This is a genomic window from uncultured Candidatus Kuenenia sp. (assembly GCF_900696675.1).
Classification (GTDB): domain Bacteria; phylum Planctomycetota; class Brocadiia; order Brocadiales; family Brocadiaceae; genus Kuenenia; species Kuenenia stuttgartiensis_A.
On record NZ_CAADGZ010000004.1, the window covers coordinates 1 to 21,313 of the forward strand.

Consider the following 21,313-nt stretch of genomic DNA (forward strand, 5'->3'; position numbering starts at 1 on the left):
GCTTCCGACAAAACAACCGAGGAAGGTTCAAGTCCACGACTTCCCCAACCCAGAAGTCCCACGCGCCTATCCTTATGGTATCTACGACCTCGGGCGCAATCCCGGTTTTGTCAATGTTGGAACCGACCATGATACCGGCGCATTTGTGGTAGCGTCGATTCGCGGATGGTGGCGTTTTGAAGGACGGCGGCTTTATCCGGATGCGAACATGATTCTGATCACAGCCGATGGCGGAGGGAGTAATGGGTCGCGCTTGAGACTATGGAAGTTGGAATTGCAGAAGTTTGCTGATCAAACCGGTCTGTGTATTTCAATTTGTCATTTTCCTCCTGGAACCAGCAAATGGAACAAGATCGAGCACCGACTCTTTTCCTTTATCACGTCAAATTGGCGAGGTGAACCGTTGCGGGATTACGAAACGATCGTCAATCTCATCGCCAAAACGACCACGGCGAAGGGACTGAAAGTAACCTGTAGGCTGGATCGCCGGAAATATCCGACAGGAAGAAAGGTTAGTGATGAAGAAATGGAGAACATCAATGTGGAGCGCAATAAATTTCACGGCGACTGGAACTACGTCATAAGACCAAAGGCAATAGTGAAAAGTTGATACCTTTATTTATTTACAGAGCCTAACTACTGGTCTGAAAAAGCCCGTCCATTATACCCTGTTGATGAGCCGGTAGATCAATGCCTGGGTTATAGCGTTAAACTCCTTTGGTAAAATAATCTCTTTGTCCGATAGTAGGGATATTTTTAATCGCATAAAACACCAGCTAAGTAATGGAAGCCTATATTGTACGCACTTTAAATTAGGTTGGGTTTTTAAAATGCAAAAATCCAACGGCATTCATTTTTATCCACCCCTAACCCTTCCCAAGAGGGGAATTAGATGAGTCACAAAAAATCGGGAATGCCCCGAATACGCCACCCTACTTCTTTAATCTTTTACTAATCTGTGGATTGTTTATTTTCATTCCCTTTTGTGAGCAACTGATCATGGATGTTTCATAGTAAATGATTACTATAAAATCCTTTAGAAAATCATCGCAAAACAAACATCAATCAGGAATAAGGGTCTGATACACTGGCATCCTGAAAGGTTGCCATTTCATTTAATAATTTTACGCCGGCTTCTATCAGATTGATTCCCAGTGCTGCACCTGTTCCTTCTCCCAGGCGCATATTTAAATTCAATAATGGTTCTTTTCCCAAAAACTTTAACATGTGTTTGTGGCCTTGTTCCCCGGAGACATGGGATGCGATAAAATAATTGCCTGCCTTTGGTTCTAAGGCACTGGCAATTATTGCACCTGCTGTGGAAATAAAACCGTCGAGAACGATGGGGATGCGATGGCGGGCAGCGCCAAGACACAAACCGACAATGCCGCCTATTTCGTAGCCTCCCACTTTTGCCAGGACATCAATCGGGTCATTCGGGTCGGGACGGTTAATGGCGATTGCTTTCTTTATGACAGCGATTTTTTTCTGTACCGCTTGATCATTTAGTCCGGTTCCGCGTCCGGTTGCCACGGAAACATCAACATTCCCTAAAACGGAAAAGATGGCGCTGCTGGGAGTCGTGTTGGCAATCCCCATGTCGCCCAGTCCAATAATGTCCAATCCGTCCTGAAGTTCTTCTTCGATGAGTTCTATGCCCATTTCAATGGATTTAACAGCGTCTTCCCTGGACATTGCCGGCCCCAACGCCATATTATTTGTGCCGTGTTTCCATTTTTTTATCTTGAGACCCGGAGAAGGAGGAATGTTTGAAGCGACGCCGCAATCCACCACAATTACCTTTGCGCCGATGTGTCTCGCCAGGACGTTGATAGCTGCCCCTTCACGAATAAAATTTTGTACCATTTCGCGGGTAACTTGCTGAGGGAATGCGCTTACTCCTTCCGCAACAACACCATGATCCCCTGCAAGTGTAAATATCTTTTTATGCCTTATTCTGCAAGAGAGGTTTCCTTTTATTGAGTAATATATGGTTGCCAGTTCTTCCAGCCTTCCCAAACTTCCCCTTGGTATGGCAAGGGTATCAAACCTGGCCTTAATGTGCCCCTGCGGGTCAATTAGAACGGTTTCTATGTTTTCGATAGTTTGTTTTAGATATGGCATTTGCGGGTATATATGTTGCATTCGGTTGTAAGTTTTTTTATAGTGAGACTTATGGAATTGCCACGTAAGAACGCCTTTTTTGTAAGGTTTTTCTTTGCCTGCCCGGTGTGCTTTGTGTTTGAAATCGTACTGGATGCGGCATTGCTGCGCTATGTTAATATATATCAATAAATAAATTCAAGTCATATTTCCCATGAAGAATTCTACCCATTTAATAGAGCAGGTCTTACTCAGCAAGATAATAGATAAAGACCAGTTAAAAAAGGCTAAAGAAATACAGGCTAAAAAACCGATTGGGCTGGAAGATGCACTGGTGGAACTTGGCTATACTACCCATCAGGAGATAATTAAATCTTTATCAGAGCATTATGATTTGCCGGTGCTTGATCTTGCGAATCTGGAGATACCTGACGAAATAATTAATTTACTGCCCACGCACATTATTAAAAAAAACGGTATTTTACCCATATCAAAAAAAAGCGGCGTGATAACCATAGCAACGAGTCGGCCTCCAGACCTTGGATTTATGGATAATTTGCGGTTTATGTTGGGTTCGGATATTAAATTTATTCTTGCTACCGCTGAACAGATTGCATATGCCTTTCGCAAAAACTGTCATAATGAATCAACTGAAATGGTAGGTTCGTTGCTGAAAGAAATAAGGATGGGCGATGTCGCCATAGTTCAAACGGAGAGTGAATCTGGCGGGGTATATCGGAGTGAAGCCAAATCCGCAGAAGACGACAGCCCTGTTATACAATTAGTTTCGCTTATTATAAATAAAGCCATTATTGCCAGTGCGAGCGATATCCATGTTGAGCCACTTTTAAGCAAGCTGCGCATCCGTTACCGCATTGACGGCGTATGCCAGGAGGCGGACGTCTTGCCAAAAAATCTTCAGGATTCAATTATTTCCCGCATAAAAATACTTGCCAATTTGGATATTTCTGAAAAAAGGAGGCCGCAGGACGGAAGGATAAGCCTTCATTTTTCAGGGAAGGATATGGATATCCGGGTATCATGCCTACCTTCCATTTACGGCGAAAGCATTGTTATGCGTTTACTCGAAAAATCACAAACGCTGATGTGCATTAAAAATCTTGGACTTTGCACAAGTGATTTTCAGCGTTTTCAATCGATTATTAAAATGCCAAACGGTATATTTCTCATTACAGGCCCTACCGGCAGCGGGAAAACGACAACGCTCTACGCAATTATTAACGAACTCAACCAGACGGGCGTAAAAATTGTTACGGCGGAAGATCCCGTTGAATACACAATAAAAGGCGTTAATCAAAGCGAGGTGCATGATAAAATCGGTTTTACTTTCCCAAAGATTTTAAGGACTATGCTCCGTCAGGACCCAAATGTTATACTTGTCGGGGAAATCCGTGATACAGAAACTGCGGATATTGCAATTGCTTCCGCCCTGACAGGACACCTTGTCCTCAGCACCCTTCATACGAACGATGCACCCTCCGCCATTACCAGGCTCATTGATATGAACATTAAACCGTTTCTTGTTTCGACCTCTTTGCAGGGAATCATGGCGCAACGGCTGGTGAGGGCGATATGCCACGATTGCAGGGAACAGACGCATTATACGCCGGAACAAATCACGCAAATGGGTTTCGATCCAGGTATGTTTACGGAATATTATTTCTATAAGGGAAAAGGGTGCAAGAAGTGCAATAATATTGGTTTTAAAGGCAGGATCGGCATATACGAACTTTTGGAGATGAATGAGACCATGCGCGATATGGCGTACAACGCAGCTTCTACCGATGAAATGAGAAAAGCGGCAAAAACAGCGGGAATGACCACGCTGAAAGAGGACGGCATCAGGAAGGCAAAAGAAGGCAGGACCACCCTGGAAGAGATATTCAGGGTGACCGGAACGGAAGAGTGAAAACGATGCAGGCAAAAAGTAAATCAAAACCGGATGCAAAAAGCGACGCACAAAGAAGACTCTTTGGGCAATTGCTGAAAGAAAATGGGTTTGCCACAGAAGATCAAATCCAGGAAGCCCTTGCAGTGCAAAAGCAGAATGGGGGGTTGCTGGGAGATATTCTTATTAGCATGAACTATGTGACGGATCCGCAAATAATGCAGGTGTTGAGCGAATACCTGGGAGTGGAAATTGTAAATATAGAAGATAGAGAAGTGCCGGGAGATGTGATTAATTTAGTGCCCGCTGCCATTGCGCAATTGTATAGAATTATCCCTATAAGTTATGAACAGGAGAAACAGGTTATTACGATTGCCCAGGCGGACGCCCTTGCAATTGAAACATTGGATGACTTACGATTGGTGCTGAAACTCAACGTGAAACCGGTACTTTGCCACAAAGATTCCGTAGCCCGCGCCCTGGAAAAATATTATCCCAAAAAACATGAGTCTGTGGAGCAGTTGCTACTGGAGTTTAAGGAGGATAAGTCATATGCGCAATCTGTTTCAGGGAATTACATAGATATTGAAGAACTAAAGAAAATGGCGTCTACCGCCCCGGTGAAGAAATGGGTAGGCCTTATGTTTTTATATGCGGTTCTGGATAAAGCAAGCGATATTCATTATGAGGCTTTTGAGGATAGCTTTCGGGTACGGTACCGGATAGACGGCGTATTGTATGAAAGGGTGTCCCCACCCAGAGAGCTTGGCATTCCTATTAATTCCAGGATAAAGGTAATGGCGGGAATGGATATCTCGGAAAGAAGACTGCCGCAGGATGGAAGGATAAAACTGAATGTTGGCGGCGCGTCAATAGATTTGCGTGTTTCTACGCTTCCGACAAAATTCGGGGAAAGCATTGTGATGCGACTGCTCGATAAGTCGGCGGTATCACTTAGTTTGGACAAGCTGGGGTTCAGGTCTGAAGAATTAAAAAATATCTATCAATTGCTGAATATCCCGAATGGTATAATTCTCGTTACAGGCCCTACGGGGTCTGGCAAGACGACTACATTGTACGCCGCATTAAACTATTTGAACGAAATAACCACTAAGATAATAACCACTGAAGATCCTGTAGAATATGATGTTGACGGGCTTATTCAGGTGCAGGTAAACCCGTCGATAGGCGTTGACTTTGCAAGTTGCCTGCGGTCTATTTTGCGCCAGGATCCTGATATTATACTTGTTGGTGAAATCAGGGATGAGGAAACGGCCAGGATTGCCATACAGGCTTCATTGACGGGCCATTTGGTTTTTAGTACATTACACACAAACGACGCCCCGCTTACGATAACGCGTTTAATTGATATCGGTGTTAAACCTTATTTGATTGCTTCAACACTGGAATGTGTCATCAGCCAGCGGTTGGTAAGGAAAATATGTGCATCCTGCAAAGAAGAATATGAGCCTTCCGATGAATTGTTAAATGAGTTGAATCTTAGAAAAACCATAGCGGAGGGAAAAAGATTTTTCCGGGGGAGAGGGTGTAGTGATTGCAGAAAAATCGGATACAGGGGACGTATGGGTATATATGAAATAATGCCTGTCAATGAAGAAATACGGGGTTTAATTACCGAACAGGCAAGTACAAATGTAATAAGGAATGTTGCAAGAAAAAACGGCATGAATACATTGCGCGAAAACGGACTAAAAGCAATTTTTGAGGGGCAAACAACGGTTGAAGAGGTTGTACGTGAAACCATTTCCACATAAGCGCTAAGTTAACATTACGGATTAATTTAACCGTGTAATGAAATTTACATATTCGCGTTTATTAGCGTCATTGGCGGTTCCTTTATTAACCGTGAATACACGCAAATAGACGCTAATGAAAAACGAATATCGAACAAGGAATTTCGAATTATGAAGTTTTCTTATCCTCCGACATTCATTTCATGGGGTCAGGACGAAACAACCCTGACAGGGTTACAAACCCTGTCAGGGTTAACACTACGGTAACGTTTTATTAAAACATGGCGGAAGTCGCAAAAAATCAGGAATGCACCCGCTTAGGGGGGTTGTTTCTTTAAATTAAATTGAGAGATTATGTAATGTCCATTTTTCAATATTATGCGGTAAACAGTACAGGAAAGAAGATAAAGGAGAGGATAGAAGCGGCATCATCGGAGGAGGCGATTTCTAAAATCCGCGGATTAGGCTATTTCCCTACCGGCATAAAAGAATTAACTGTACGTGGAAAATCGGCGGAACAACATGCCGCGAAAACGCAGAAGAAAAAATTTGGCGAGATAAATATATCTATTGGAGGAGTAAAGTCTAAGCATTTGACGCTGTTTACGCGTCAGTTATCCACATTACAGGATGCGGGTTTGCCCATAATCAGGAGTTTGCAGATACTTGCCGCACAGCTTAAAAAAGGCATGCTGAAAAAAACGGTGCTGAAGGTCATTGAAAATATTGAAGGCGGAAGCACATTTTCGGGAGCGCTTGCAAGACATCCGCGGGTATTCGACAAGCTATACGTAAATATTGTCAAAGCTGGTGAAATAAGTGGTTCATTGGATATCATTTTGAGGAGACTGGCTGATTTCAGGGAAAAGATGGAACGGCTTATCCGAAAAATAATAACCGCTATGATTTATCCTTCTGTGGTGGTCGTGGTTGCTGCGGCAATCCTTATAGGCCTTATGATCTTTGTCGTACCCAATTTTGCGAAAATATTCGATGAACTGGGATTAGACCTGCCTGCCCCAACCAGGATGCTGATTCAGTTCAGCACTGCTCTTAAGACAAATTGGATGTATTTGCCTGCCGTGCCCGTTGGAACTTTTATTTTTTACAAACTCGTAAGAATGATTAAGAAGGTGAGGCTGCTCATTGACCGGGCAAAATTTAAGATACCGGTTTTTGGGGCAATAATAAATAAATCTACCGTATCCCGGTTTACCCGTACCCTTGCGACGTTAACATCAAGCGGTGTGCCTATTTTAGATTCGCTCATAAATTCGAAAGATACCACCGGAAATGCCGCTGTTGCCCAGGCGATACAAAATATTCATGATAGTATCCGCAGCGGAGAAACTATCGCAAAACCGCTGCGTGAATCAAAGATTTGCAATGAAATAGTCGTCAATATGGTTGAGGTAGGAGAGGAAACTGGCGAGCTGGAAAAAATGCTTACAAAGGTTGCCGACAACTATGACGATGAAGTGGACAGGGCTGTTGAAGGGCTTGTAAGCCTGATAGAACCGATTATGATTGTGTTTTTGGGTGGTTCGGTTGGGTTTATTGTAATCGCCATGTTTCTGCCTCTCGTAAAATTGATGCAGAGTATCGGCGGGTAACATTTGTAGTAAATCAGAGATTTTAAACTACAGTCGGCAATCGGCAAATTGCAGATTGGGGATTGGGATTGGGATTGAAAACTGAGGACTGAATCACGAGAGGCGAGAGACGAGGGAAACAACCTCGGGGTTATTTTGTACCGATCCCATGAACGGTTACAAAAAATCGGGAATGCTCTGGCTTTGGACAGGACAAAAACGAAATTTAACATGTTTTATAAAAGGTGCTATAGTGATAGTTTACTCCGGAATAAGAATAAGTGTAAGGAAGGATGAAGTTGCTCTTGATGACGGAAGAAAGGTGATGCGGGAGGTAGTTGACCATCCCGGCTCTGCCGCCATCATTCCTTTTATTGCAAACGATGAGATTCTGTTAATTAAACAATACCGGTATGCGGTAAACGAAACGATATATGAAATACCAGCCGGTACCCTTGATGAAGGCGAGACTTTTTTTGAATGTGCAAACCGGGAACTGGAAGAAGAAACAGGGTATAAAGCAGGCATTCTTACCCCTTTGTCGGTCATTTATCCGTCTCCCGGTATTTTGAATGAAACCATGCATCTTTATAAGGCAACAAACCTGATCAAAACGAAAACGAATCATCAGGCAGATGAATCAATCAAAGGGATTGTTGCGATTAAAGTAAAAGAAGCGTCTGAAATGATAAAAAGGGGGGAGATCAAAGATGCAAAAACGGTGTGCTGTATTTTAATGACGATTTCGGGGGTTCACGTTTTTAAATAAAGCACGTTTGTGAGTACGTTAAGTATATTTTATTGACAACAAGTGAAACGCTATGATAGGGGGCTCTCTGATTCAGGGGCTGGTAAGCGATTTGGCAAAATCATATCCGAAGATTGAACACTTTTTCAAAATTTCTTCTGTAGGGATAAAATTAGCTTTTAGGGAAGGTTGCACAACATTTAACTTTAGGCCTCTTAAACGGTCTTCCATTAGTTTAACTGCTTCTCCGCTCCATCCATACGTGCCAAATGTTGCACATTTCCTGCCTTTAATGTTAAGACTAAATAAAATATTCATCATATCCCACATGTGTTTTACCGCATCTCCATTCATTGTTGGCGAACCAAACAGCAACCCATCGGCAGATTCTATTTCGAACCGTGCATGTTCCGGAGAAATAGCGGCAACATCCAACAGCTTTGCTTCACTGCTTACCGTACAAGCGCCTTTTGCTATCGCCTCCGCCATTTTTTTTGTATTCCCATAGACAGATACATATAAAATTACGATGAGTTTTTTGCTCCGGGGGGGGAGTGGCGTGCTCCACTCTTTATATGCCTTTATGTATTTTTGCGGGTCTGTTCTTAATATAGGGCCGTGGCTGGGAGCAATCATTTTTATGTCGAGTTGATTTGTTTTGTCTAACGCTTCAAGTATTTTTTTTCTGAAGGGACCCATTATGTGCTCAAAATAATATCTGAAATCTTCAAAAAATTCATCCACCCTGTCATCAAAAAGCCTTTCATCGCAAAAATGGGTGGCAAATCCATCACAGGGAAACAGTATCGCATCGTCATGCAAATAAGTAAACATGGTATCCGGCCAATGCCAGAATGGGGCATGAATAAACTGTAATTGTCTGTTTCCCAGAGAAATGCATTCGCCGTCCTCAACCGTTTTTCCGTTAAACTCAGAGTTAAGAATGTTTTTCAGAAACATTGAGGCGGTCTTTGTTGATAAGACCTGGGCATTTTTAGCTAGTTTTAATAGCTGTCCTAGCGATCCGGTATGGTCCATTTCCGTGTGATTTACCACAATATAGCAAATGTCTTTAAGTGGTATTAACGATTGCAGTTTATTGAGATATTCAGGGGTAAATTTTTCATGAACGCCATCAATGATTGTTGGTTTATCCGCCATGATAAGATAGGAATTATACGTGCTGCCAAACCGGGTTTCAAAAACAACGTCGAAAGTCCTGAGGGTGGCATGTAAGACGCCTGTCCAATAAACGCTATTTGTAAGTTGCAATGTCTGCATTGTTTATAAGAGACTCGCTGTTAACCCTGACAGGGTTTGGAACCCTGTCAGGGTTGTTTTTTTCTGAAATAAAAACGTAGAGGTAGTGATAAATACTTGCTGTGGTGTTGCCAGGAGTTTCCACATACAGACTGAGTCAAATGAACTTTGTTTTCTCAAAAGTGGGGAGAACACCTCACATCTTGCCTGTTTTATGCCCTATTTATTACTATTTTTCCATTAAAGTGGGAAATGCATATCGAGAAATAGGGTAAAATTGCCCATTTGACCCAGTCTGATAGCTTCGCGGGTTCAGGTTGTAAACCAATGTCATTAAGTTAAGGATATTTGATCAAAAATAACCCCTATATCCCCCTTTTCTAAGGGGGATTTTTGCGGCCGGTCGCTTAACTTAATGACATTGGGCTACAAACCTGAACCCGCCGGGAATGAGGCTTACGTAAAGTTTGGAGCATTGGGTTTTTTGTCAGTTGAATTTGCTTCGTATTTTGATATTCGTATTCCGAATTTGGTTGCAGCTAAAGGCTGCGCTAAGGATTGTTTGTGTTATTGCCCTATTTTATTTTTCACAAAATTCATCAACCCGCCCGATTGAATAATTTCCTGCATTTCGTGTGGAAATGGTTCAAAGGTAAAACGCCTGTTCAAGGTATGGTCAAAAATTTCGCTCTTTGTCAAATCCACCTCTATTTCATCTCCTTCTTTGATGTTATCCGCAGCTTCAGGACACTCAAAAATAAGCAGACCAATGTTTATAGCATTTCTGAAAAATATTCTGGCGAATGATTTTGCGATGACGCAGGAAATGCCTGCTGCTTTGATAGCGATCGGTGCATGTTCACGTGAAGACCCGCAACCAAAATTCTCTCCCGCTACAATAACATCTCCTTGTTTTATCTTTTTTATGAAATCAGGGTCGGCATCTTCCATGCAATGCTTTGCCAATTCATTTGGGTCTGTCGTATTCAAATACCGGGCCGGGATGATTTCATCGGTATTAATATTATTGCCAAACTTCCAACATTTATTTTTCATTTATTTTTTTGTTCTCATCCGGAAAAAGTTTACTGATGCCATTTACCATTTAGCTCCATTTTTTCATCCTGCCTTTGCATACGACTCAGAAACGGTTTTCGATGCAGGCGGATATTTTTTTATCTCTTGTTTTTTTTGATTCAACCGGCACTCCATTCTTTGATAGGCCTGGTGCATAAAGGCTTCCAGCCGTGTTTCTTCGTTTGTTTGCTCCTGACCGTCAAAGGATAATTTCAGGCAGGGAATACCGGCATTCTCCCTTTGAAATCGCTCAAGTATCCCGTTTACTATTGTCCCCGGCATACAATGGAAAGGAATAATATTTACAATACCATCGAATCCCTCTTCGGCATATTCAACTGCTTTCCCCATACTCAGCACAGGGTCTCCTTTATAGGAGTCGTCGATGTATTTTTTCCCTCTCCTTATAAGCTCTTTGATTGTTGCGTCCTTATAGAAATGCCTTATTTTGCCTTTAAAGATGTTTGTGAGTTTATATGCATCATATCTCTGTACAATCGCAGATATGAATTCCCCCAAATATCCCTTATAATTTTTTTCGTTAAGACATGATTCCCTGCGACAATGTGCAATATAGTTAATCCATTCTGCGAATGGAGGATTAAAGGCCTCTCCATTTAGCCGTTCTATATTTTTGATGAGAAAATTGTTTGCAAAATCATTGAGCCGCACATAATTTTCGCCAATAATGCCAATCAACGGCCTCGGCTTACTCCTGTCTACCTTTATATTGGTAAATTCGTGCCTTGCTTCTCTTGCAATATCAAGCAGATTCATGCCTTTGTCCAGGGCCGATTCTGCTTTTCTAAGGTACTTCTCATATAAGGCGTCAGTTTCTCCCTTATTTATCTCATAAGGTCTTATTTCCCTTTGCAATTTCTGCATGAGATCGGTAAAAACAATACCATTCCATGCAAGTTTTCTGAATCCTGTTCCCAGCCCTTTTGTATCTTCCTCATAATTTTCTCCCTGATCCAGTGTATATAAAGGAACATTCATAAGACCTAGATCGTCCAGTACCATGCGTTGAAATTTATTGTACTGGCCGAATCTGCAAGGGCCTGAAGCCGTTGCCATAAGGAAGGCGCTTGCTTCCGGATCAAAATCGGGCGACATTGATTTTTTAACAATATCCCCTGTGGTGAGTATTGCGGGGTAGCACTCTTTTCCGGAAGTATACTTTCTTCCGATATCTACAGAATTTTCGTCTGCCATGGGCATCGCTTCTGCCGGTACCCCGTTAGCCCTCATGGCGGCAGCGATCATTCTGCCATGATCACACATATGCGGAACATAAAGTGTTCTCTTTTTTCCGCCGGTAATTTGGCGTGTGGCGATATCTTCCTGCCGCCTCCTGGTTTTTGTTGCAGGTTTAACGTTTTTAAGGCTATCAATAAACGCCTCGCAACGGGTTATAGCGCCAACATCAGCGCTGTGTTCATCTATTTCTATGGTCAGGCATGGTTTCCCAGCCAGCTCCTTATAGAAAAATTTGGAGATAAATGAATCAGGGCCGCAGCCAAAGTTTGTGATATATAAAGGATAGAGCCTCTTGTCTTTTGCAATCAACCTTGCGGCGGCAATAAACCTTTGCCCTGTTTTCCAGTACATATTAGGGTAATCGTGCGAAACTTCTTCAATGTCCAGCGTCAAATAGTCAAGAGGTATAACTAGTATTCCCAGGTCGCGTAATTTTTCCGGAAGACCAAGATTCATTCCCGTATCGCACCCATTGTACGATCTGCTAATCAGGATAAAAGCCTTTTCATCATCCGCAATAGTATCTAAAATTTCTTTTCCGCGTGCCTCTAATTTTTCAGTGAAAGCGCTCTGCGCTTCAAGTGCCGTTTCGATTGCCTTTTCTACAACGCCTCCGGTTACTCCAACGCTTTTCGCAATTTTATGGAGGGTTTTTACCAGAAATTCCATTCCATATTCGAAATGAATCACGGGCGATAGTGTCTTGAACCCGCGTTTATCCAAATCGATGCCTGAACGCACGAGGTATGGTATACATTGCACATAGGGACAGGCATATGAATGAGTAATATTCTTACTGGAGTGTGTTAAATTTATAACGCTGGGCAAAAATAAATAATCAATTTCCCTTTCCAGCATATCAATGACATGCCCATGGGCGACCTTTATGGGAAAGCATGTTTCTGCCGTAATAACCTCAACGCCATTATAAATAATGTCCTTGTTTGTATCACGGGAAGTAATCACCTCGAGACCCATTTCGGTAAAAAACGCTTTCCACATGGGAAACAAATCATAAAAAGTGGATACCTGCGGTATCCCTATTTTCTTCCCCAAGGGGTTTTGGGGTTTATTTTTTGGATAAGTATTATATAGCGCCTGTTTTCTTTCATTGAAAAGCCTTGGCAAATGCTTCCCCTTTTTTAACGTCCTTTCGTCATCGAATTTTCCGCACCGGCTTCCGTAATGAAGGGGGTCTTCTCCTTCGATGCTGACCTTTCTTATTTCGCAAATATTTGAACAATCTTTGCAAACAAAAGAGGAGAGTTCATATCGTTTGTGCCTGATATCAAATCCTCTAAACCGTGATTTCTCCCATGTTTTCTCTTCCATTGCAATAATGGCGGAACCGATTGCCCCCATAATATCATGGTGTGGAGGCACAATTACTTTTTTACCGGTTACTTTTTCAAATGCAGATTTTACTCCACGGTTTGCTGCTACCCCTCCCTGGAAAAAAATGGTGTTTCCAATAGGGCGGTCTTCAACAACCCTGTTTATGAAATTGAGTACAACGGAATAGCTCAAGCCGGCAAGCAGGTCTTCCTTCGAGGTACCTCCCTGCTGATGATGATTTAAATCAGATTCCATAAATACCGTACATCTCTCGCCAAGATGCGACGGGCAGCATGATGAAAGTGCGCGGTCATTAAATTCTTTCTTTATATTTACATTCAGTTTTTCCGCCTGTTCTTCCAGGAATGAACCGGTACCTGCCGCACATACCTTGTTCATGGCAAAATCCACGACAGCGCCATTTTCCAGCCGGACAAATTTTGAATCCTGTCCGCCGATTTCAAAGATCGTATCGACATCCTTATTTACACTTGCTGCAGCAGTGGCATGGGCGGTAATTTCGTTTTTAGCGATATCGGCGCCGATAAAATCCCCCGTTAAATAACGTCCCGAACCTGTCGTCCCTGCCCCGTTGATAACAACCCTGTCGCCAATTTCCAGTCCCACCTCATAAAGGCCATGTTTTACCGCTTCAAGCGGCCTTCCGGCGGTCATAAGATAACGCCTTGCCAGGATGTTTTTGTGTTTGTCGATAACCACAACATTCGTACTGATGGAACCTACATCGATACCTACATATGCCTCGACTTTCCCGTTTTCATCAAGATGATGCGTCTGGTCAACAATTTTATAATTATCCGAACGAAGAGGTTCGAGATTTGATGCTTTTGAACTGCGGTTTTTAAAATATTCCTCTATTGCCTTCAGACCACGGAATGGCGACTTTATTTCCTTATCTATCAGAGTAAATACCGAACCAATCGCCCCCATTACCTTGTAATACTGCGGAATAACCAGTTCTCCGGATTTTAATTCCAATATATCTTCAAATGCCTTAACCATGCCGGCATTTGCAACAACACCTCCCTGGAAAACAATGGGTTTTACAAATTCCTTGCCCTTGCCGATGTTACTTTTAAAATTCCTTGCCATTGCATAGCACAGCCCTGCGACGATGTCGTAAACCGGCGTGCCTTCCTGCTGTAAGTGTATCATATCTGTTTTGGCAAACACACTGCAGCGACCGGCAATACGCGGGGGGTTTTTTGATTTTAAGGCAAGTTCCCCAAATTCTTTTTCTATGGAGACCCCAAGCCTTGCCGCCTGTTGGTCCAGAAATGAACCGGTGCCGGCTGCACACATTGTATTCATTGAAAAATCAGAGACTTTCGTCTGGCCGGTTGATTCGTCACGTTCAATAAGCATTAGCTTGGAATCTTCTCCGCCAATTTCAATAATTGTGCGGACATCAGGGTGTAACGTTGTCGCGGCCTTACTATGCGCAACAACTTCATTTATAAAGGCGATATCCATTAATCCGGCTATTAACTTCCCGCCGGTCCCGGTAATTGCAATGCCGTCAATATCGTCCATATGTGTCCTGTTTAGCATCTCTCTTATTACCATTAGGAACGTTTCGACCGGCTGCCCGTGTGAACGAACGTAATGATCTTCTAATATCTCTTTTCTTTCATTAATTAAAACTGCTTTTATACTGACAGAACCAATGTCCACGCCTATATATTTTTTTTGATACATACGTTTATCTGTTCCCTTCATCAATTTATTACCTTAATCCCGCACCAAAAATGATATTTTTCGTGCAAATAATTTCTTGAACTCATCTTAACACATACAATTGCAGTTATTTATACCTTACAGGTTCACAAATTACGAAATGTAGAGCGAAGAGTTTCTTCGTTCTACAACAGCAACTTTTAAGAAATCACAATTTGTGAGTCCGTAAGGTGTGCAAATATTTAAAATCTGGCAATCGCTTGAAACCCTTACAAATACCGGCTAAGACAGATGCTTTGTTTTATGCTGCTTCTATAGGGCAGCCGAAAATCATAGAGAGAAGTATCACTAATGCTGGATATTAAACGGTTTTGCAAGCCTATGGTCAAATAGAAGGTATTTTTGTGCAAGATTCAGGCCGCATTTCACTTGGTGGTGTTATTTTGCCGGTAATAGCAGACGCAGCAGCCACTGCAGGACTACAAAGATATATTTCGCTCTTTGGATGTCCCATGCGGCCAACAAAATTACGGTTTGTAGTGGTAAGTGCCCTTTCCCCTTCTGCCAGTATTCCCATATGACCGCCAAGGCACGGGCCGCATGTAGGTGTTGAGACAACTGCTTCTGCGTCAATAAATATTTCAATAAGCCCTTCTTTTAACGCCTGTTTATATATTTCCTGAGTAGCCGGAATTATAATCAACCGGAGAGAAGGATGTGCCTTTTTCCCTTTTAATATTTTTGCCGCTATCCGCAAATCTGATATCCTGCCGTTAGTGCATGAACCAATAACTACCTGGTCTATTTTAATTCCACAGACATCATAAACGGATTTTGTGTTTTCTGGAAGACTGGGTAGGGCGACTTGCGGAACGATTTCCTCCGCGTTGAATTCATATACCTTTGAATAATGGCTGTCGGGGTCGCTATGATATGCCACATATTCCCTTTTAACTCTTCCGGCGACATAATTTTCCGTAATTTTATCGGGAGCAATAATTCCGCTTTTTGCCCCGGCTTCAATCGCCATGTTGCATATGGTAAAGCGGTCATCCATTGGTAAATCGGATATGGCGGTCCCTGTAAACTCCATTGCTTTATAGAGCGCCCCGTCAACGCCAATTTTCCCGATGGTATATAGTATGAAATCCTTTCCCGACGTCCAGTTTCTTGCCTTACCATGAAAAACGAACTTAATCGATTCCGGCACTTTAAGCCATACCTTTCCTGTTGCAAAACATGCGGCCAGGTCTGTACTGCCTATCCCGGTTGAAAATGCCCCCAGCGCTCCATAGGTACAAGTATGAGAGTCTGCCCCAATTACTAATTCTCCCGGGGCGACAATGCCCTGCTCCGGGAGCAAGGCATGTTCGATTCCCATGCGTCCAATCTCAAAATAATGTTTTAAATGGTGTTTTTCAGCAAATACACGGAGTGATTTTGATTGTTGGGCGGATTGAATATCCTTATTCGGCGTGAAATGATCCGGTACTAAAACAATTTTTTCGGGGTCAAAAACTTTTTTAATGCCCGCCTTTTCGAATTCCTCAATGGCAATTGGGGCGGTTATATCGTTTCCGAGGCAAACATCTACATTTGCATAAACGAATTGTCCCGGACGTACTTCCCTCTCGCCACAATGCGCAGCGATAATCTTCTCTGTTATTGTCATTCCCATAAATTGTACTCTGCATGGCAATACTTCCGTCTTTTCTCACTAAAGGAAGTGGTTGTTTTTGTAAATAAAGTATAAAAAAACTAATTTTCTGAAAATCGTGTTCTATTCCATGATTTTAAAAACAGGGGGTCTTGTAAATATTTTTTATGACACTTATGACACAAATCAAAGCGGAATGTTTTGTACTCTTCTTCCTCTCTATCATCACCAAGCTCTTCCCCATCCACCCGGTCATTTTCATCGTCGTCGTCATCATCGTCATCTTCCATTTCCCAAAGTTCTTCATCAAGGTCATCTTCTGTATCCATTGCGTCGCAAGTAGCGTATACTTCAATTTTTACAACATAACGTATATCCTCACCCGCAAGTAACGGTTTCCCACACATATCACATGTATAGTGCACCATCAATGTTCCTCCAAAGAAAAAAAATCATTTTACTAAAGTTAAGTTGTTTTGACACAATTCAATACGGTGAATAAGTGATTGAGTCTGTATTATTTATCAAAAACCAAATCAGACATCACCTTCCCTTCGGCTGGCATACTAAATCATGTCACGGATAATTATACTGCAATAATTATCCCCCTTGGATAAACCCAATTTACGCCATTGATCGAAGCCTTTTTACTCTCTCCTCAATTGGCGGATGCGTACTAAAAAGCGAAGCAAATGAACGACCGCTTAATGGATTTACTATAAACAGATGTGCGGATGACGTTCCCGCATCTAACGGCCTGACCCTCGCGGCCTGGTGCAGTTTTTCAAGGGCGCTAGCCAATCCTGCCGGATTACGTGCCATAAGCGCTCCGCTTTTATCCGCGGCATATTCTCTTGAACGTGATATAGCCATTTGTATCAGCAAAGCAGCAATAGGAGCTACTATGGCGAGAGCTATGAGACCGACTACGCCTCCTCCCCCGCTATCGTCATCATCATGCCTTCCAAAGCCGCCAAACATGGCAGTCCATTGCGCCATATTCGCCAGCATGGTAATTGCGCCGGCTATCGTCGCAACAATAGTACATATTAAAATATCTCTGTTTTTAACGTGAGAAAGCTCATGTGCCAGGACGCCTTTTAACTCTTCATGCGTTAAAGAGTTTAACAACCCTTCCGTGACTGCTATGGCGGCGTGCCCAGGGTTTCTACCGGTGGCAAAGGCATTCATCGCCTGAGTGGGGATAATATACAAATTTGGCATGGGCAATGCGGCATTTGCGGTGAGTTCTTTCACCAGCGCAAAATACTTCGGTGAATCTTGTCCTGTAATCTGGCGTGCACGGTATATTTTCAGGACGATTTTATCACTGTACCAATAACTAAAAAAATTCATCCCCATTGCAATCGCAAAAGCAAAAACCGCCCCCTGCCTACCGCCAAAAATACTTCCGGCCCAAACGAGTATCAGGGTTAATACTACGAGTAGAACCGCTGTTTTGAAATAATTCATATCTGCTACTCCAAAACAATAACTATGGAGGAAAAATTACTTTGCCATTACAAAGGCCTGTTCAAAAATTTATTATTCTCGAACATTTTCAGACCTCAAAGACCTCAAAAGTCATTATAAATGTCACCTATTTTTTGTCAAGCAATTAAATAGGCAGGCCAATGCAGCATTATTTGTTTTTATAAAGACAATATAGCATGTGGTATATAACAACTTACATACACTAAATATACGACTTATTTACTTCCATATTTCTCTGCCAGGGCATTTTTTCTCTAAGGATTGTTTCTCAGGTAAAAACAAAAGGTTAATTTACGTATAGTATTACTATTGGCTAACTTATATGAATATTCGCCGTCTGATTATCTCCTGTTCGATACATCGGGCTATCTTCTTGTTTTCATTATTTACAAAAGACGGCAAAACATACCATTAAAAAATTTTTTCTGTAAGAATTTGTGAGGCAAACAAACCTTTTTGTTTCGGGGTATCTTGAAAATGTTTTCCCCAATTTATATCACATAATGGTTCTTCCGTGATATCAGGATTCTTGCAACCGCAAACATAAGCGTTTATTTTATAAAGACCTGCCAGTTCATCAATAGCGTGGTAACTATTTTTTCTATAGTGTACATCCAGTGCCTGTACACGTGATTTTTCTGCCAGCAGGTTGATGGAACTGCCATTTTGGTAATGTGCATTTATCTCTTCCCATAAAGAGGTTTTCCTGAGAGATTTATAGAGATTTTTCTTAATAAATGGTCTTAAAAAGAGATAATTAATGCCCATAGCGTTTACCTCATATTTCTGCAAAACTCTGAATAATGCGGTTAAGTTGGTTTTTGTGTCGGTTATTCCCGGTATAAGGGGGTCTAATTTCACTTCCGGCACAATCCCCACGTTGCACAATTGTTCAATGTTCCGTATTCTTTCGCCTGGAGTGGCGGCGTAAGGTTCTATGATTCTTTGTATATTCCGGTTTAATGTGGTAATACCTATCTGAATATGTACTAATTTTTTATGTCTTTTAAACAGGTCAAGAAATTTTATTGGTATCCGTCCTTTTGTAAGGAGATTTATACCAATATTATATTCTAACAGGGTCTGCATTAATTCATACGACAAATTTATTACCTGAGGAATCGGCTGAAGGGCATCACTCGAAGAACTGAAAAAGACATATTTTGGTAGTTTTCTGCGTCGTGGCAATTCTTTTTTTAACTTTTCGGCCATATTTTCATACACAAGTACCTTACCATCTCCAGGATAGATTGAATATCCCCTTGCATAGCAATATGCGCATTGATGGCTGCACCCTATTGTAGGGTTAATTGTTGCGACCTGACTCAAACATTTCAAAGTTGGTCTTGCCAAAACAGCCGTTTTCCGTTCAATAGATTCTATGTGCATTTTGCGATAAGAGATAACTATACATGGATTATTTAACAATGTTCCTGAATAGCGCTGCTTGCCGCATAGTATAAAGCGGTTGATGTTTCTTCCCCACTTGATATCTAAGCCCATTAAAGCCATATAAATTCATGTAGTACGATGAGGTTAGTCGCACTACAAATAACAATTTCCAGTTTCAAAAAACTAGAGTGTTACCAAAATCAAGTGTGGTTTTATCAATAAGTTAAGAAGCCTCGGCTCTTTAAAAATGAGTGTTTTGTGGATTTAATAAGCAGGGTTATCTGTACGCTATTTTTCGAAGTAATTGGGGTCGTTGGACTGAATTATTTTCAGTAGTTCATTGTGGATTATCTTAGAACCGGCAATGATGTTGCCGGTTTTAAGATAGTTGTTTTTACCATTAAAATCAGTGGTTATTCCCCCGGCTTCCTGAACTAAAAGAACGCCAGCGGCAATATCCCATGGCGATAATGCATATTCAAAAAAACCGCCGAAAATCCCATCCGCGGTATATGCAAGATCCAGGCTTGCAGAACCGCATCTTCTCATGTCAGAGGCATGGTTAAGCAATTCCCTGAATATCTTTACATAGGTGTCAACAATGTTTTTCTTTCTGAATGGAAAACCGGTTGCGATAAGAGAGTCATTCAGATTTTTCTGGAGAGAAACATGTATGGGTTTGCCATTTTTTGATGCACCTTGTCCCTTTACTGCGGAAAAGATATCGTCTTTTATAGGATCATATACAATCCCCACGCAGAGTTCTCCCTTTATTTCCAAAGCGATTGAGATAGCAAAAGCCGGCACACCGTGGATGTAGTTTGCAGTGCCGTCTAATGGGTCGATGATCCATAAAAAGGGAGAGGTATTTGTTTGTGTTTCAGACTCTTCCGCCAATATGGCATGATCGCTGAAATGCGTAATGATGTGATTTTTGATGATTTGTTCAGACCTTCTGTCTACATCCGTGACAAAATCATTTGCGGCTTTTTCTTCAATCATAGAAGCATCTAACTTTCTGAAATATTTTTTCAGGACGTCGCCTGCTTCCATGGCTGCTTGTTTGGCTACTTCAAGATATGCCGCCAATGTATTTGGGTGAACCTTCATCATTAGTTCGTAAGAGTTAAATAAGACTCTTGCCAGTTAACGTTTTATATGCATTCAGATACTTTTCAGATGTTTTCTGGATTATGTCGGGCGGAAGTGCTGGTGCTGGTGGATTTTTATCCCAATGTATGCTTTCTAAATAGTCGCGTATGAATTGCTTGTCGTATGACGGCTGTGGTTTTCCTGGTGTATAGAATTCAAGCGGCCAAAATCTCGAAGAATCAGGGGTAAGTACCTCATCAATAAGCATCGTTTTATTGTTATTCGTTATGCCCCACTCAAATTTTGTGTCACAAATAATGATTCCTCTGCTTTTTGCATATTCACTTGCCTTCGAATAGATTTTGAGACTTTTCTCCTTTAATTCATCGGTGAGCGTTTTTCCGATCAGATTGATTACTTCAGAAACCGGTATGTTTTCATCATGGCCGGTATGTGCTTTTGTTGAAGGAGTAAATATGGGTTCAGGGAGTTTGTCCGATTCTTTTAACCCGGCAGGCAGCTTTATTCCGCAAATTGATTGGAATTTTTGGTATTCTTTCCAGCCGGAACCTGCCAGGTATCCACGGATAATACATTCTACCGGGATAACGTTTACTTTTTTCACAAGCATAGACCGGCCCTGAAGGATGTCTTTATGGTGTCTGACAAATGTATTATCAATAGAATCGATATCAGTGGTAATGAGGTGGTTCTCAGTGACATCGGCAGTATAATGAAACCAATATTCTGACAATCCTGTAAGCACCTGTCCTTTATAGGGAATCCCGTTTGGGAGAACCACGTCAAATGCGGAAATACGGTCTGTGGTAACGATAAGCAAATCATTATTAACTTCGTAAATATCACGAACTTTTCCGCGGTTGTGTAATTTAAGCTGTGAAATGTTGGTGGTCAGTAACGGTTGTGTTGTTTTCATAAATT

Annotated in this window: 15 protein-coding genes; 5 read left to right on the forward strand and 10 right to left on the reverse strand. The window is 41.9% G+C overall.

Going from position 1 to position 21,313, the window contains the following annotated elements; genetic code table 11:
* Window positions 1-610, forward strand: a 610-nt coding sequence (locus QZT26_RS01320; protein ID WP_295100126.1) for an ISAzo13 family transposase, incomplete at its 5' end; no start/stop codon positions are given.
* Window positions 611-1,065: 455 nt separating this feature from the next.
* Here QZT26_RS01320 and cobT read toward each other — a convergent pair.
* Complete coding sequence (gene cobT, locus QZT26_RS01325; protein ID WP_295100128.1) at window positions 1,066-2,292, reverse strand: nicotinate-nucleotide--dimethylbenzimidazole phosphoribosyltransferase; 1,227 nt, start codon at window positions 2,290-2,292, stop codon at window positions 1,066-1,068.
* Between the two features lie 25 nt (window positions 2,293-2,317).
* On the opposite strand from cobT, the gene QZT26_RS01330 reads away from it, so the two are divergent.
* The 4 genes from QZT26_RS01330 to QZT26_RS01345 all read left to right on the forward strand — a co-directional run bounded on the left by QZT26_RS01330 (window position 2,318) and on the right by QZT26_RS01345 (window position 8,127).
* On the forward strand, window positions 2,318-4,033 hold the full coding sequence (locus tag QZT26_RS01330) for a GspE/PulE family protein (protein ID WP_295100129.1): 1,716 nt from the start codon (window positions 2,318-2,320) through the stop codon (window positions 4,031-4,033).
* Window positions 4,034-4,038: 5 nt separating this feature from the next.
* Window positions 4,039-5,787, forward strand: coding sequence for an ATPase, T2SS/T4P/T4SS family (locus tag QZT26_RS01335; RefSeq protein WP_295100131.1), 1,749 nt, complete (start codon window positions 4,039-4,041; stop codon window positions 5,785-5,787).
* 338 nt (window positions 5,788-6,125) lie between these two features.
* Window positions 6,126-7,379, forward strand: coding sequence for a type II secretion system F family protein (locus QZT26_RS01340; protein WP_099325863.1), 1,254 nt, complete (start codon window positions 6,126-6,128; stop codon window positions 7,377-7,379).
* Between the two features lie 232 nt (window positions 7,380-7,611).
* Window positions 7,612-8,127: an NUDIX hydrolase gene (locus tag QZT26_RS01345; protein ID WP_164994636.1), complete on the forward strand. Its 516-nt coding sequence runs from the start codon at window positions 7,612-7,614 to the stop codon at window positions 8,125-8,127.
* A 72-nt stretch (window positions 8,128-8,199) separates the two neighbouring features.
* On the opposite strand, the gene QZT26_RS01350 is transcribed toward QZT26_RS01345, so the two are convergent.
* The 9 genes from QZT26_RS01350 to QZT26_RS01390 all read right to left on the reverse strand — a co-directional run bounded on the left by QZT26_RS01350 (window position 8,200) and on the right by QZT26_RS01390 (window position 21,308).
* Window positions 8,200-9,387: an FprA family A-type flavoprotein gene (locus QZT26_RS01350; RefSeq protein WP_099325865.1), complete on the reverse strand. Its 1,188-nt coding sequence runs from the start codon at window positions 9,385-9,387 to the stop codon at window positions 8,200-8,202.
* 546 nt (window positions 9,388-9,933) lie between these two features.
* Window positions 9,934-10,422 carry a 3-isopropylmalate dehydratase small subunit gene (leuD, locus tag QZT26_RS01355; protein WP_099325866.1) on the reverse strand — a complete coding sequence of 163 codons (489 nt, stop codon included), beginning with the start codon at window positions 10,420-10,422 and terminating at the stop codon, window positions 9,934-9,936.
* A gap of 63 nt (window positions 10,423-10,485) precedes the next feature.
* Entirely contained in the window at window positions 10,486-14,778 is a 4,293-nt protein-coding gene (locus QZT26_RS01360; protein WP_205713376.1) for an acyl-CoA dehydratase activase, read from the reverse strand.
* Window positions 14,779-15,121: 343 nt separating this feature from the next.
* Entirely contained in the window at window positions 15,122-16,414 is a 1,293-nt protein-coding gene (gene leuC, locus QZT26_RS01365; protein WP_099325867.1) for a 3-isopropylmalate dehydratase large subunit, read from the reverse strand.
* An 80-nt stretch (window positions 16,415-16,494) separates the two neighbouring features.
* Window positions 16,495-16,821 (reverse strand): hypothetical protein, encoded by a 327-nt coding sequence (locus QZT26_RS01370; protein WP_157820621.1) that lies wholly within the window; start codon window positions 16,819-16,821, stop codon window positions 16,495-16,497.
* A gap of 196 nt (window positions 16,822-17,017) precedes the next feature.
* The gene (gene htpX / locus QZT26_RS01375) at window positions 17,018-17,866 is read right to left on the reverse strand and encodes a zinc metalloprotease HtpX (RefSeq protein ID WP_099325868.1); all 849 of its coding nucleotides are present in this window, start codon (window positions 17,864-17,866) and stop codon (window positions 17,018-17,020) included.
* A gap of 432 nt (window positions 17,867-18,298) precedes the next feature.
* Window positions 18,299-19,399, reverse strand: coding sequence for a radical SAM protein (locus QZT26_RS01380; RefSeq protein WP_295100137.1), 1,101 nt, complete (start codon window positions 19,397-19,399; stop codon window positions 18,299-18,301).
* Between the two features lie 168 nt (window positions 19,400-19,567).
* Entirely contained in the window at window positions 19,568-20,392 is an 825-nt protein-coding gene (locus QZT26_RS01385) for an inositol monophosphatase family protein (protein WP_295100139.1), read from the reverse strand.
* A gap of 13 nt (window positions 20,393-20,405) precedes the next feature.
* Window positions 20,406-21,308, reverse strand: a complete 903-nt coding sequence (locus QZT26_RS01390; RefSeq protein WP_099325870.1) for a phosphoribosylaminoimidazolesuccinocarboxamide synthase — start codon at window positions 21,306-21,308, stop codon at window positions 20,406-20,408.
* Between the last annotated feature and the right edge of the window lie 5 nt (window positions 21,309-21,313).